The sequence below is a fragment of the Mycobacterium sp. TH-M82 genome, from assembly GCF_057473605.1.
In genome coordinates this window covers 24,735-38,293 of the sequence record NZ_JBYCKY010000457.1, presented here as the reverse complement: position 1 = coordinate 38,293, position 13,559 = coordinate 24,735, and the positions used below count along the sequence as shown (strand labels likewise).

The following is a 13,559-nucleotide window of genomic DNA, read 5'->3' as shown; positions in this document are numbered from 1 at the left end:
TCGTTGTCGACATACTCGGCCCCGACTGGCCACCCCCGATCAGTAGCGAGCTTGCGGCAGTCCTCCAACTGCCGCGCCACCCCCAACCCCGTCCCCTCGGCATCAGAGGAAATCCGGGCATAAATCGCCGCCGAGCACACCCCACCACGCTGACCAGCAGATTTCCTCGTAGACATGAGGGTAGTTTAACAACTTATGACCTTGATGGCGTTGGTCTGCTCCTGCATTTTCGACAGCGCGTTGGCGACGTTGGCGGCTTTGGTTGCGATGGCCGTGATGAGCACGGGCAGTGCGGTCCACGCGCGTGCCTGGATGAGGTTGATGATTTGGCCGGCGGCGTTGAACAGCTCGGATGCGGTGGCCGCGACCTGTGGTCCGGCGAGCCAGAACAGCTGTTGGGCCAGTGCGACGCCGAAAGCGACGCCGCGGTGGACGAGGTCGGGGATGAGGTTGGGGTCTTTGACGAGCTGCAGGATTTGGTTGACGGCGGCGGTGGCGGGGGCGATGAGGCCGGCCATGAACATGGTGGCGAGCTTTTGGGCGGAGCCGGCTGGATCCGAGGCGTCGAGGTGAGATCCGAGGTGGCCGATGAAGCGCATGACGAGGTCGGCTTGGGGCAGGTTGCAGAAGTAGTCCAGCGGTGCGCAGATCGACAGGATGCCGTTGCGTTGAGTGAGCGCGCCGAAGCCGCCGGCGCGTACGCCGGCGAAGCCGACGCCGGGCTGGTTGAGCCCGATGGTGGGCTGGCCTACCGGGGACTGTGAGGGGTCGGCGACGAGGGCGACGCCGAGGAGCCGGTTGGCGGGGATGGCGCCTCTGTTGTGGCCGATTGCGGCTGCGATGTCGCCGGCGGCGTCGGCGCCTTGGCTGTAGCCGGTCAGCAGGAAGTTGGTATGTGGGCAGCGGTAGGCGACCGTTCTCATGTGGGCGTCGGCGCTGTCGATGCCGGCTTGTTTGGAGGCCAGGTAGCCGCCGCCGTCGGTGCCGCCGAAGATGGTTGCCGGGTAGGGCGTGTAGAAGGTGTCGACGGTGAGGTGAACGATCCGTTTGATCGGTTCGAGGATGTTGCCGAGGATGCCGACGGGTTTGGTGGGGTCGGCCTGCGGGGTGGTTTGCGTGGTGCCCGGGATCGCGATCGCTTCGATGGCTGGGCAGGTGGCCGGTGCGGCATGGGCAGGCGCAGCGGTGGACAGCAGCAGGGTGGCGGTGAGGGGTAGCGACACCGCCAGTGGAGTGCAGCGGTGGCGGATGGTCATGCTGCTGCTGCCGCGCTCTCGAAGTGGCTGCTGATTTTGCGGATGGCGCGTTGGGCGCGGCGTTCGATGGCGCCGACGTTGGCGCCGAGGCTGCGTGCTGCGCTTCTGGGGCTGTAGATGTCGGTGTTGAGGTAGAGCGCTTTGAGGGTCTCGTATTCCAGGGCGGTGATGATGCGGTGGTCGCGGGCCTGGGAGAGCAGGTGCGCGGTGTGGTCTTCGTCGGTGCCGGTGTCGCTGCGGTCGAGGATCGCGGAGTGGGGGTCGACGCGCACCGCCGCGGTGGGGGTGCCGGCGCGTGGCCGGGCGGCCATGACTTTGCGCAGGGTGGCGTTGTAGAGGTAGCGCGACGTCAAGATCTGTGGTTCTGCGGCGGTGCGGATGAGGGTGAAAAAGATGGTCAGGGTGTCGTTGTCGCGGGCGTCGCGGTCGGTGGACAGGTAGCCGTCGGGGTCGGCGAGTTCGGCGATGCGGCGCAGGGCGTGGCGCATCAGGACGGCTGCCATGAGCAGGGCGTGGCGGTCGCCGTTGCGGGCGTAGCGCGCGAGGGTGGGCAGCACGGTTGATGCGGTGGGCAGGTGCGCGCAGATGGCGTTGGGGGTGTGCGGGGCGCGCGGGTGCAGGGATTGGATGAGGGTTACTGCGGGCGTGAGGTCGCCGCGGCGGGGCTGGGTGAGCAGGCGGTGGGCCTGGTCGGCGAGTTGGTCCCAGATGGTCATTGGATTCCTTGGCGTCGCGGGGAGGTGACGCGCTTATGGAATCCGGGGACGTTGTTGCGGGGGTTTGCGAAGCGGTGTTTAGAGCGGTTGACAACCCGTCCTCATGGAGGTGACGTGCGTCACATCCTGGAGTGGTGACCTTGGGTTATGTGGTTGTCAGCTTGGTTGACGGGAAATGGGTGGGCGCCGCTGTCGGAGGTTGCTGAGCGCGGCGTACCCGGAGGCCGGCGCATCGGTTCGCGGGGCGGCACCTGGGCATAGCGATGCGTGGGGGCCTTCGGCCGGGGTGCGGCGGGGATTCGTCCGGGCTGTCGTCACCGCATATGCGGTGATGCGCTTGGCGCATACGTTGACGAGCTAATGCAGGAGGGGGAGGCGCTCGTCCGTGGCTTCCGCCTCGCGGCTACAGCCGAGCCGAGCGTAATCCCCCTGTCAAGCATCGAGCGAACATCGCGATGTCATACGCGCGTATGCGTTACCAATTCGTTATGTATGCGGTTGTCGCCAAATCGGTGTTTTGGCCCGCATTAGAGGGCGTCCGAGCATCTACCCCTCTTGGAGGCCTTACCGATGGCGCAGCCGATTCGCCGCACCCACGCTGCGGTCCGCTCCTACTGCGACCAGCTGCGCGAGCTCATGGACCAGCTGCGGTCCGACCCCCTCAACGAGGCCAAGTCCGTGGCCCTGGTCGCGCACATCATCAACAACCGCAGCACGGCCCTGCAGCTGCTTGACGTGCTGGAAACCCAGGCGGTGGGGTCCGTATGTTGACGCGCTCCATCGCCGGTGCGCTGGACTCGCTCTTTCTGCGCGTCAGTGGCGGGGACACCATCCGCGCCGATGAGCTTCGCGCCCGAGCGAGCGCGTCGTTTCTGGCGTTCATCATGATCAGTTACATCCCGCTTCTAGCCGGGGTTGTGCTGCTCGTCATGAATCGGCCGCATGCAACCGATACAGCGGCCGAACAAGACCAATTCACGGCGGTGAAGTCCTACGCAACCCGCTACGTGGATGCCTATCTGAAAGACCCGTCGAACACGGCGGCGATCAAGCAGTTCTACGACGGCGATATCCCCCCGTCTGCGCTGCCGGCCGGCGGGCGGGCGCTGCGCGCCGCGTCATGTCTTCCGGGTGTTTTCAACGACGGTTTTCAGACCTATTCGGTCGTCGTTGACGCCGAGATCCCGAAGGCCGCCAACGCCGCGTCCATGGTGCCGGTCAAGCTCCAAGTCGATATCTCAGCAGACACCCACAACTTGTACCGCGCGTTCACGCTTCCGCACGCACGACCGGATCGCCAACCGGGGCTGCCGGTGCAGCTGGCCACACAAACATTGGTCTCCGAAGACCGGCCGGTGTACAAGACCGTCGCCGGGTTCCTCGCCGCGATGCTCACCGGGCAGGGAGACCTGACGCCCTACATCTCTGCGGCGGCCAAAATCACGGCCGAACAACCACCGCGCTTCACCACGATGGCCATCGAGCGCGTGCAAACCAATTCCGAGGCTGCCACCGCCCAGGACGTTCCTCCCGCAGCCGACGGCATTGAGGTCACGGTGCGGGCCGTGATGCAAACCGCCAGCGGCGTGCTGATGCCGATGGATTTCCCCCTCGTGATGTCGGTGGCAGCAGGCCACTGGCAAGTCGACCGGATCAACGATGCGCCCAGCATCATCCCGCCCAACCAAGCAGGGCCGTCTGGACCGTCATTGACCCCAACGACCACCGCCACAACGTCCACCAAATCACCGCGCGGCTACGCCACCAACAGCCCCGAAGGGAGCTAACAAATGATCACCACCGTCGCCTCGTTCATCGCGGACGGATCCGCCTCAGCAGCAGCCACCCATGTCCGAACCGTGGCAGCCCCGATTTGGGATATCGGCGCCAACATCAAAAACCAGGGCATCAGCTTCGCGGTGTTCTTGGCGATGGGCGGCACGGCGGTCTTGGCGGTGTTCGAATACTTCGTCGTCAAGAACAAGACCGCCGCGCTGAAAACCGTCGCTGTCGGTGTCATTCTCATCGGCATTATCGGGGCACTGCCCTCGCTGGGTGTGGTGTCCAAAGACACCGTCCACAGCCTGACCAACAGCGGAACCCGCTGAGCCGGGACAGCGCCGATGTTTGTCGCCAAGTGGTACACCCGAGCCTCGCGGGTCCGCATCGTCATCGCCAAGTTCGACGGGCGATGGAAGCTCCCCGGCGGACCCTTCCCGATCCCCGAGCTGATCGCGCTCGTCGGTGGGTTGTTGATCACCCTGTTCGCGCTGCCCCGGTTCGGCGATCCCTTACTGACCGGCGCGGTGGGAGTGAGCGTCACAGTCGCCGCGGTCGGGGTGATGCGGCGCATGCCGTACTCCCCCGTCAAATTCAGCACTCGGCTGCACCGAATCTTCCTCCTCTACACCAGTCCCCGAAGCAGCAGCGTCAACGAACAGCGCCGCGTCGAGGCCGTGTCGACGGTGCGGCCAACCATCACCATTCTCGACGCAATCGACGCGGCGCCGGTATCGCACCGCGCCGAATCGCGCCCACATGCGCCGACCGCAACAGTCACTGATTCCGGGTGGGACGACCTGTTCGACCGGCCGCACAGCACTGCAGCAGAACTGTTCACCTGATCACCGCCTCAAACACCCTCGAAGAAGGACGCTCTGATGGCTCACCAGCTCGACCAGAACCTGCAACCCACGATGTCGGTGATGGGCAACCTGCGCCGCATGCGCGATGGCGCAATCTGGGCCGACTACCGGCTCACCGGACTGGCGTATGGATACACCAGCGACGAACGCAAATACGACACCTTGATCCACCACAAAAACCTGATCCGAGCGCTGCCGAACAACGCGGTCATCGCAGGCGTCATCGCGGCGATGAATCCGGACGAAATCCTTGCGCGCGCGATCGCCGGAACAGACCTCAGCGCCCGTCCGATGTGGCGCGAGGAATGCGAGGGCAAGCACGAGTACTTTTCGTCCACGGTGCACGCCGCCGAGCGGATTTTCGTGCTGTCATTTCCGGTCACCGACGCCGACGTCGTATCCGATCTCACCGGCTGGGGCGGCGTGGCGCGCCGCTCGGCGGAGCGTGACCGCGTCGAGATGGCAAGGGCGGCAGCGCTAGCGGCCGCGATCGTCGCGCGTCTTCCGTCGGTGTTTGCGTTCGAGCCATTGACGGCAGCGCAGATGGTGTGGCTGTGGAACCATGCGTTGTCACGCGGGACGCGCCGCGAGGTGTTTCCGCCCTCGATTTCGTCGAACGTGTCCTCCCCCGCCGGAGCGTTCGCCGCAGCGGAATTCGACGAAGGTGAACGGCGTGGCGACCGCAAGCGGTGGCGGCCGGACAGCTTTGCGCCGCTGGTGAAGATCAGCCAGCCCGGCCGGATCGGCGCGGCCACCTCATGGCAGACGCTGCTGGCGATCGAATCGCTTCCCCTCGAGGGGTTGCAGTTTCCGGGGTCGGAGTTTTTCACCATCGCCGACCGCGTCGATGGATTCGACGTCGACTGGGCAGCGCGGATCAGCAAGACCAGCCGCGAGCAGGCGATCGCGCGCAACACCAAGAACCTGCGGCGGCTCAATGAGCAAGTCGGTGAGCGCGACTCCGAGGTGTCCTTCGCCCAAGACATGCTGTCGCAGCAGGCGCTCGATCTCGGCGAATACAACGCGCTGTTGGAAACCAACGACGACGAGATCGAGGTGTCGATGTGCCCGATCTTCGCCATCGCCGGCGCCTCGCGGGCCCAGTGTGAGGACGGGGCGCTCAAACTGGTGCAGGCCTTCGAACGTAACCGCATCAAAGTGGTCGCCCCGCTGGGCGGGCAACGCGAGCTGTGGTCGGCGATGAATCCCGGCGGTGCCGGCCTGCGTGTGGTTGCCGACTTCTCCCACGTCACCATCAGTGAGTACCAGGCCGCCAGCGTGCCGTTCGCGACCAATGCCGTCGGTGATGCGCAGGGGCCGATCATCGCGCTGAATTTGTCGGGTCGGCGCAATCAGCCGGTGCACCTGGAGTGGTGGCGTGAGCCGCTCAAAGACGCGTCCTCGGCGATCGCGATCGCCGGTGAATTGGGTGCGGGCAAGACCTGGCTGATCATGTACATGCTGTTCCATTTGGTCGACATCGGCGGTCAGTTCTTGGCGATCGACCGCACCGATTCCGGGGAGTACGCGCGCCCGGCGGCCACCCTGGGTAGTCACGCGATCATCGACCTGATGCGGCCGCAGTGGTCGATGGATCCGCTGCGCACCTTCCAGGCCGATATTGGGGTCGACTCCGCCGTCGAACTGCTCACGCCGCTGTTCGAGTGCGAAGCGAACTCCCCGATGGGAATGACACTGGGTGAGGTGCTGCGCCCGGAATGGGGGGTGCGCTCGATCCCGGACCTGCTTGCCGTGCTGCAGCGCGGGGCTGACATGGGCAAGTTGGCCGACGGCAAGCCGCTGCCTTCGGGATGGGATGAGCTGCACCGCCACCTGGCCTACTGGTCAGGCCGCCGCTATGCCGCGGCGCTGTTCGACCCGAATCTGCCGTCGCTGGATCTCAACACCGAAGGCATCGTGATCCGCACCAACAGGGTCGAGGTGCCCACCGGTGAGGAAGTGGCGGGCCGCGAGGCGCTGAGTCCGAGCAAGGTGTTCGGTCGGGCGATCTATGGGCTGTCGATGGAGTTGGGTCGCCAAGCATTCCAGCTCAACAAAGCGCGACCGGCCGCGGTGGCCCTCGATGAGGCCTACCACGTGACCTCCACCTCCACCGGTTTGGCCCGTACGGCGCGGCTGGCGCGCGACGGCCGTAAAGACAACATTTCGTTGATCCTGGGAAGCCACGACCCGGTCAACGACTATCCCGCGGGCACCGCATTGGACCTGATACCGATGCGGATCGTCATGCGCCACCGTGACGAGACGCTGGCCAGGCGGTCACTGAAATGGCTGGGGATCGACCCCGACAAGAACCCGCACATCGTGCGTGACTTGACGACCAACACCTCACCCAAAGGCGCCGACGGCAAGGTGGTGCGCGGCCGCGAGGGCGAGGGCTACATGCGCGACGCCCGCGGCGCGATCGGCCGCATCAAGGTGCTCGGCCCCTCCTCGCCGCTGCGGCGCGAAGCGATGAGCACCACTCCCCCCGACCACAGCCAAGTCGCCTAGCCCACGGAGGTTCATGTGAGGGACCATCGGCCCAACAGCGGCGGCCGGGTGCTCGTCGACGCCGATCGGCTGGCGCGTTGGGATCAAGGGATTCGGGCCTGGACTCCCGCGGCCGTGCTGCGGTGGTGTGCACGTCACCGTGCGGTGACCACGGCGGTGCTGATTGGATTTCTGCTGCTCGTGGTCGGCGCGGCCCAGGCGAGCGCGGATCCAGGTACCGGCGCCGACACCGGGGCCGGGGACGTGCTGATTTCCTGGATGGGAATCAAAGACTCCGACAATGTGCCGGTCGCCAAATACACCTTGACCCTCAATCAGGGCGGCTGGGACGATCCCACGGCGAAGATCTTTTCCTACGTCGATTCTGTCGTCTACGAGGTGTATCTGTGCGTCACGACGACCGCGCTGTGGCTGATCAAATTCGTGCTCGACTTTTCGTGGTTGAAATTATTCACCGGCCCGTTTCAGACCATCGGTCACGGCGTGGATACCGCGATGGACCGGTTCGGGTTGGCCGCGACCGCCCTGGCGGTCTTGGCGATCATCGCGGTCTGCACGGTGCTGGCCGGCCGCACCGCCAAAGCGGTGTCCAACATCGCCATGGCGATGGTGATGATCGGTATTGCCGCAACGATTTTCGCTAACCCGCTGGCCGAACTCGTCGGCCCCGATGGGCTGCTGGCCAAAGGGCGTGACACCGGTCTGCAGATCGCGTCGTCGGTGTCGGACGGACACATGAGCGACAACGGCGGCAAGGCCAACATCGACGACATGGTGTCACGTCTGGCCGATAGGTTTTTGCGTTCGCCCACCCAGATGATCAATTTCGGGCAAGTCAGCGACTCGATTTCGCGTAAATGCAAAGAAGCATGGTCGAAAGGAATCAAAGACCAGCACGGCGACAAACTCAAAGACGACATTCAGGGGTGCGACTCCAAAAAGGGCGACCAAATGCACGACAAGTCTATGGGTAACCCCGCCGCCTTCCTGGTGCCGCTGTCCATCTGCGGTTTCCTGGCCAGCATCCTTGTCGCCTTCGCCTGCTACTTCGTGTGGCATGTGGTGCGCGCGGCGGTACAAGCCATGCTGTATGCCGCGCTGGCCCCGCCGGCGTTCGCCATCGGCGTGATACCGGGCGGGCCGCAGATGTTCGCGTGGAAAACCCTGCTGGACTGCGCGATGGCGTTCGCGGCGATGGTCATCTACACCGCGGCGTTCGGCGGTTACAACGTGATCCTCGACCAAGTCTTCAAGGAGTCGACCAACGCCATCCAGTCGATCTTTCTGACCACGCTGGTCCTGGCGTTCGGGTTCGCGTTCTTCGGGCCGCTGCGCCGCATGTTCGACCGCAGCCGCGACACCATGGCCGCCAAACTCGGCGGCGGAAACAGCGGCGGGTCCGGCCGAGGCTGGCTTTCCAAGTCCGCTGACCTGGCTGCACTGAAGGGCAACCTGGCGCCCGGCGGGCGCGGCGCCTCGAGCAACAAACGCGAGCCGGGCCGCATCCAACCAGAATCGGACTCCTCCAGCAGCGCCGGCGGGGGCGGTGGCGGCGCCGGTCCAGACGGCGGCGACGGACCTGGATCCGGGCCGGCATCCATCAGCGACCCCGCAGCAGGTGGCGCAGGCGCATCGGGGGCAGGCCGCGCCGGCGGCGACGCCGACACCTCCTCGGATGCCGGCGGCCACCAGCGTGCGCCGCAGCCAGCCGAACCGGCGGTCGTGGTCAGCGATGCCAGCCGAGTTCACGACCGGCTGGCCGAAGCGGTCCGGATCTACCGCGCCAGCCGCGGCGGGGGCGGGGGCGGCCGCGAGGGCCGCCACGCGTTGTCTGAGGCTGCCTGACTAGGGCCGGGCACTGATGGAACCGATGGAATGGGTGGCGATCGCCCGCACGGTATGGGCGCATCGCCGCAAGCTCTACGCCGCGCTGGCGTTGCTGGCGCCGTTCGCGTTGACCGCGCTGCTGGTGATCTTCGTGGTGTTCCTCGGTGGCGGGGCGCCGCCGGCCACGGCGGGGCTGACCCCGCAGTGCCAGCACCAGCTGCAGTCCCAGGGAATCAGCCCCGACACCGGGGTGTCGTTTGGGCCGGGCCCGATCAACAACGGCAAAGCTGTCATCGCCGCCGGCCTGCAGATGAAGGTGCCCGAGAAGGGCATCATCATCGGCTTGGCGGTGGGCATGGAGGAATCCGGGCTGCGGAACCTGGCCAACTCCAATGTGCCCGAATCGATGGGCATTCCCCATGAGGGCGTGGGACACGACCACAAGTCGGTCGGAATCATGCAGCAACAACCATGGTGGGGCAGCCTGCGTGACCTGATGACCCCCGGCGTTGCGGCTCAAAAGTTCTTCGCCAAGCTGCTCAAAGTCGGCGGCTGGCAGAACATGGCCCCCACGGTGGCCGCCCAAGCAGTCCAAGGATCGGCCTTTCCCGACGCCTACGCCGCATTCGTGACACAGGCAACCGCGTTCTACCGCCAGCACTTACACGAAGTGATGGCCAGCTCTGGTCATCCCACCCCGCCGGAGTCCACCAAAGACGACAGCGGCCGCGACATCTGCGGTGTGGTACGCGATCCGCACGCCGGCGCGCCGAGCAACCTGGGGCCCGGCACCGCGGCCGGGGTGGCCGCCGCGCGAGCCGCAGAAGCCCAGATCGGGCTGCCCTATGTGTGGGGCGGCGGAAACACCAACGGCCCCACCGGGGGCGGATTCGACTGCTCAGGTCTGGTGCTCTACGCCATCTACCAAGCCTCAGGACACCGAATTGTGTTGCCCCACTTGACCTACGACATGGTCCACTACGGCAGCATCGTCCCACGTACCGCCGTGCAGCCAGGCGATCTGGTGTTTTTGAACCCCGACTCCCGCGGGCCCGGACACGTGGCCATGGTGGTCAACCCCACCACGATCGTGGAAGCCCAAGACTTCGGGATCCCGGTGAAGCTCTCACCGTTTCCCTCCCGCTTCGTCGTCATCAAACGCGTCCTATGACCGAGAAAAGAGGCAGGCTGACATGAACATGAGCACACAGCAGCGATCACTGCGAGCCCGATGGTGGCGCCTGCGGTGGTGGATGCGGCGGGTCCCGCTGCGTCTGCGCCTGGGAGTGATCGCCGGCATCGTCGCCGTGGCGGGATTGTGCTGGCAGTACAGCACCCACCACGGTGAGACCGCCGCCAGCGAGCGCCACCAGCAGCGGCCAGCCGCCAGCGCCACCCCCGCGCCGGCGCCGGCGGCCCCGCCTGCTGACTACGGCGACAACCCTGCGGTGGACCAGCTGCCGGCACCCACCGTGGCGCCGCAGCTGGCCTCGATCGACGCCGCTCGGGCCCTCGCCGCGCGGTTCGCCACCAATTTCGCCTCCCCGAACGACAATCACGACGACTGGTTGGCCCGCATCAGCCCCGATGTGTCGCAGCAGCTGATCGAGCAATACCGGCTCACCGATATCCGCAACGTCCCCCAGGCCGCGGTGAGCTCGCTGGACGGGCCGCTCGACGAGCTGCCCGGCGCCGTGGCGTTTCGCGCCACCTACAACGACGGGTCCCAGATCGAAATCCGTCTGGCGCTGGCAGCAGACGGCTGGAAGGTCGCCAACGTGGTGCCGGTCAACTCCGACACCACGCCGGCGCCGGCCTCCTCCTCCCCGGGCCCGGGGGTGCGGTGATGGCAGCGAACAAGACAGCTCCCGGCGCCAAGGCTGACACCAGGACGGCGCCGCCGCCGCGGCCCTACGCGATCAACAACGCCGAGCTCAAACGCCCCCACATCGCCGGCGAATCCGCGGCCGAGCAGAAGCAGGCCGCCCAAGGGTGGCGGTGGATCATCCTGTCCGCGCTGGCTGTGGTCGCGCTACTGACCTACACCAAGATCTGGCCAGCGGCCCAGCACCTGCTCTATTCGCCCTCACCGGTGCGCGACTACCTGCTGCCCCCCTCAGCCAACCCGATCTACGTCGTCGCCGGCGTGGGCGTGGGCTGGTTTTGGATCTTGTTCATCGCCGCCCCGGCGATCGCCGCGGCGGCGGCCGCACTGTGGTGGGCCATGCTGGCGTGGTCCAACCACCGCGCCCGCACCGGCCATCTGGGCCAGCTGCGTGCCGGACAGGCCTGGACCGGTGAGCAGTACCCCACGGTGCCGCTGATTGTGGGAGGCGCTGGTGTGACCCTGGCCCTGGCCGGGGCCCTGTTGCGCTGGGCCGGGCCCGCGGCGAGCACCCTGCCTGGTCGGCTGGTGGTCGTTGCGCTATTGGTCGCGGCCGGCTACGGGTTCACCCAATTCGCCTGGTGGGCGTACCTGCGCGGCACCATCACCCGCCAGATCAACAAGGTCACCTACCTGGCGTCGTTCACGCTGGGATGGACCGATGACCTGCGAGCTGGCCGCGTCAAGGTCATACGCTGCGCCTACCCGCGCCGGCAAAAAGCATTCCCCAAGGTGGTCAAGCTGCTCTACAGCCAGCATCCCCGAGCAGTCGGCGACGACCTCATCGCCGAAGTCGGCGCGGTGCTGCGCGAGGTCACCGGCCACACCTACACCCTTGAACATGAGGCGTTGACCCGCACACTGACCGCCACCCACACCGTGACCGTCGATGAGCACGACGCCGTCGACGACGCCGAAACGGTGCTCGCTCCGCTGGTCGCCTCCTGGTTTGATGCGGCAGCCCACATCGCCTCGGTGACCGTGGACACCCCAGCCCCGGTGACCGACGAGGCTGACGGGCAGGCCGCCAGCAGCCCGCCCGCCGATGTCGATGAGGAGCTGGCGCAACGAGCGGCCGCCACCGGCAACGACGCCATCGCCTCGCGGATCCGCGAATTCACCGTCGGCTTCGCCTACAACCTGAAGGTCAGCTCGGCCTATCGCCGCGGAGTCATCGAAGGCATGGTCTCTGATGCGCTCGGAGGATCCTGGGAAGCCGAATGGAGCATGGCCTCGCGGCGGGTGCGGTTCGTGCGCAGCCCCGGCCTTCCCGTCCTGGTCGACCCGCCGCTGCAATTCCCCACGGTCACCCGGGCGACCATCCGTTCCCTGTACAAGCACACGGTCATCCCGTTCGGCGTCGACGCCTACGGCAACACCATCAGCTGGGACTTCAAACAGTCCCCGCACATGCTCATCGCCGGCCAGACCTCCTCGGGCAAGACGTCGGCGCTGATGACAGTGGCCACGCAGTGCGCCCGGCGGGGTTTCAACGTGGTCGAAATCGACCCGAAGGGCTTCGACTCCCCAGGGATGCGGGATTGGCCGAACGTGTCGCTGGTGACCGCCGGTACCGACGAAGACGGCTTGGTCGGGCACACCGCCGCGCTGCGGTTCATCGCCGACACCATGCGCGATCGGCTCTCGCAGGTCAAGATCAATCCCAACCGCGCCGACGACTTCGACCCCATCATCGTGATCACCGACGAGTTCTCCAACCTGGTGGTGGCGTTGGCCGAGTTCTACGCGACGTACAAGACCAGCAAGGAAAAAGGAGCGCCGCCCACCACCAAAGACGTCGGGATCCTGCTGCGGACCGCGCGAGCAGTGGCCATCCATATGGCGATCGGCATCCAGCGTCCCGACACGATGTTCATCTCTGGTGAGGCGCGCGACAACACCGCGTTGCGGGTGGCGATGGGCCGCCTGCGATCCAAGGACGCGGCAATCATGATGTTCAACGACGCGGTCGCGGGCACCCGCATCCAACCGGGCATCAAGGGCCGCGGCACCGTGCAGCTGCCCGACGGCCGGTTCCGGGAGATGCAAGCGTTCTACACGCCGAAAATCCCGGCCACCGAGGAGCAGTGGGCGGCGTTGACAGACCACGAACGCGCCATCCTCACCGAGCTGCGCAACGTCGACAGCTTCTGGCCGCGCCGGGTGGTCGACAGTGCGCTGCGCGGCTACGACCCCGAGGACGAAGACCAGTCGCTGTCGTTCGCCGACATCCGCCAATCACCGATCGTGCTCGCCTCCGAACGTCCCGACCTGGACCCCCTGAGCGAGCAGTACGTGCGACCGTTGAGCGCGGTCCGCCAGGCCACCATGGACGACGAGCATGCCGACCTCGCGGGGATACCACACGGCCACGATGGGCAGGGCGCCACAGCGCCGGCGGCCGCGTCATTCGGGGCGCCCGTTGACGGCTTCGACGACGACTATTTACCGACCATCGAAGACGAATACGCTGCCGCGATCCCGGTCGCGGCCAACGAGATCACCCACGGTGATCTGGTGGACCTTTCCGTTGACGGTGTCGCAGACTGGAAGTACGTTCACGCCGAGCCTTACCTCACCGAAGATGCTGACGGTCTTGACCGGCTGGTGATCCCCTATCGGGACCTCGATGACGGTCACGACGCCGCCGACATCGAGGTCGATCCCTACGAGGTGATGCAGGCTCGCAAACTGCATATGCACTAGCGACAACGGA

12 protein-coding genes are annotated in these 13,559 nt (G+C 66.2%); 9 read left to right on the top strand and 3 right to left on the bottom strand.

Features of this window, described 5'->3' with window-relative positions; all coding sequences use genetic code 11:
* The 3 genes from AC2VON_RS14125 to AC2VON_RS14115 form a co-directional block, all read right to left on the bottom strand.
* The coding region (locus tag AC2VON_RS14125) for a recombinase family protein (protein WP_486953512.1) at positions 1-176 on the bottom strand (176 nt) is incomplete at its 3' end.
* Positions 177-185: 9 nt separating this feature from the next.
* Positions 186-1,256 (bottom strand): cutinase family protein, encoded by a 1,071-nt coding sequence (locus AC2VON_RS14120; protein ID WP_486953510.1) that lies wholly within the window; start codon positions 1,254-1,256, stop codon positions 186-188.
* Positions 1,253-1,972 (bottom strand): hypothetical protein, encoded by a 720-nt coding sequence (locus AC2VON_RS14115; RefSeq protein WP_036473435.1) that lies wholly within the window; start codon positions 1,970-1,972, stop codon positions 1,253-1,255. Before AC2VON_RS14115 ends, AC2VON_RS14120 begins: the two co-directional genes overlap by 4 nt.
* 570 nt (positions 1,973-2,542) lie before the next feature.
* Between AC2VON_RS14115 and AC2VON_RS14110 the strand changes: the two genes are divergently transcribed.
* Genes AC2VON_RS14110 through AC2VON_RS14070 form a run of 9 tightly spaced genes read left to right on the top strand, consistent with a single transcriptional unit; the run spans position 2,543 to position 13,549 of the window.
* On the top strand, positions 2,543-2,743 hold the full coding sequence (locus AC2VON_RS14110) for a hypothetical protein (RefSeq protein WP_051641674.1): 201 nt from the start codon (positions 2,543-2,545) through the stop codon (positions 2,741-2,743).
* On the top strand, positions 2,737-3,759 hold the full coding sequence (locus tag AC2VON_RS14105) for a hypothetical protein (RefSeq protein ID WP_036473437.1): 1,023 nt from the start codon (positions 2,737-2,739) through the stop codon (positions 3,757-3,759). The genes AC2VON_RS14110 and AC2VON_RS14105 overlap by 7 nt, the downstream gene beginning before the upstream one ends.
* Before the next feature lie 3 nt (positions 3,760-3,762).
* Positions 3,763-4,080: a hypothetical protein gene (locus tag AC2VON_RS14100; protein ID WP_036473439.1), complete on the top strand. Its 318-nt coding sequence runs from the start codon at positions 3,763-3,765 to the stop codon at positions 4,078-4,080.
* A gap of 15 nt (positions 4,081-4,095) precedes the next feature.
* Entirely contained in the window at positions 4,096-4,596 is a 501-nt protein-coding gene (locus AC2VON_RS14095; RefSeq protein WP_036473440.1) for a hypothetical protein, read from the top strand.
* Positions 4,597-4,632: 36 nt separating this feature from the next.
* A complete protein-coding gene (locus tag AC2VON_RS14090; protein ID WP_036473441.1) occupies positions 4,633-7,131 on the top strand; it encodes an ATP-binding protein in 2,499 nt (832 codons plus the stop codon).
* Between the two features lie 15 nt (positions 7,132-7,146).
* Positions 7,147-8,976 carry a hypothetical protein gene (locus tag AC2VON_RS14085; RefSeq protein ID WP_225337322.1) on the top strand — a complete coding sequence of 610 codons (1,830 nt, stop codon included), beginning with the start codon at positions 7,147-7,149 and terminating at the stop codon, positions 8,974-8,976.
* A 16-nt stretch (positions 8,977-8,992) separates the two neighbouring features.
* Complete coding sequence (locus AC2VON_RS14080) at positions 8,993-10,129, top strand: C40 family peptidase (RefSeq protein ID WP_051641675.1); 1,137 nt, start codon at positions 8,993-8,995, stop codon at positions 10,127-10,129.
* 28 nt (positions 10,130-10,157) lie between these two features.
* A complete protein-coding gene (locus tag AC2VON_RS14075; RefSeq protein WP_133259259.1) occupies positions 10,158-10,805 on the top strand; it encodes a hypothetical protein in 648 nt (215 codons plus the stop codon).
* On the top strand, positions 10,805-13,549 hold the full coding sequence (locus AC2VON_RS14070) for an FtsK/SpoIIIE domain-containing protein (RefSeq protein ID WP_036473444.1): 2,745 nt from the start codon (positions 10,805-10,807) through the stop codon (positions 13,547-13,549). The genes AC2VON_RS14075 and AC2VON_RS14070 overlap by 1 nt, the downstream gene beginning before the upstream one ends.
* The last annotated feature ends 10 nt before the right edge of the window (positions 13,550-13,559 follow it).

Coding starts and splice junctions, on each gene's coding strand:
- AC2VON_RS14075 (WP_133259259.1), top strand. CDS start 10,158: ATGAGCACACAGCAGCGATCACTGCGAGCCCGATGGTGGCGCCTGCGG.
- AC2VON_RS14110 (WP_051641674.1), top strand. CDS start 2,543: ATGGCGCAGCCGATTCGCCGCACCCACGCTGCGGTCCGCTCCTACTGC.
- AC2VON_RS14070 (WP_036473444.1), top strand. CDS start 10,805: ATGGCAGCGAACAAGACAGCTCCCGGCGCCAAGGCTGACACCAGGACG.
- AC2VON_RS14115 (WP_036473435.1), bottom strand. CDS start 1,972: ATGACCATCTGGGACCAACTCGCCGACCAGGCCCACCGCCTGCTCACC.
- AC2VON_RS14095 (WP_036473440.1), top strand. CDS start 4,096: ATGTTTGTCGCCAAGTGGTACACCCGAGCCTCGCGGGTCCGCATCGTC.
- AC2VON_RS14080 (WP_051641675.1), top strand. CDS start 8,993: ATGGAACCGATGGAATGGGTGGCGATCGCCCGCACGGTATGGGCGCAT.
- AC2VON_RS14100 (WP_036473439.1), top strand. CDS start 3,763: ATGATCACCACCGTCGCCTCGTTCATCGCGGACGGATCCGCCTCAGCA.
- AC2VON_RS14090 (WP_036473441.1), top strand. CDS start 4,633: ATGGCTCACCAGCTCGACCAGAACCTGCAACCCACGATGTCGGTGATG.
- AC2VON_RS14120 (WP_486953510.1), bottom strand. CDS start 1,256: ATGACCATCCGCCACCGCTGCACTCCACTGGCGGTGTCGCTACCCCTC.
- AC2VON_RS14105 (WP_036473437.1), top strand. CDS start 2,737: ATGTTGACGCGCTCCATCGCCGGTGCGCTGGACTCGCTCTTTCTGCGC.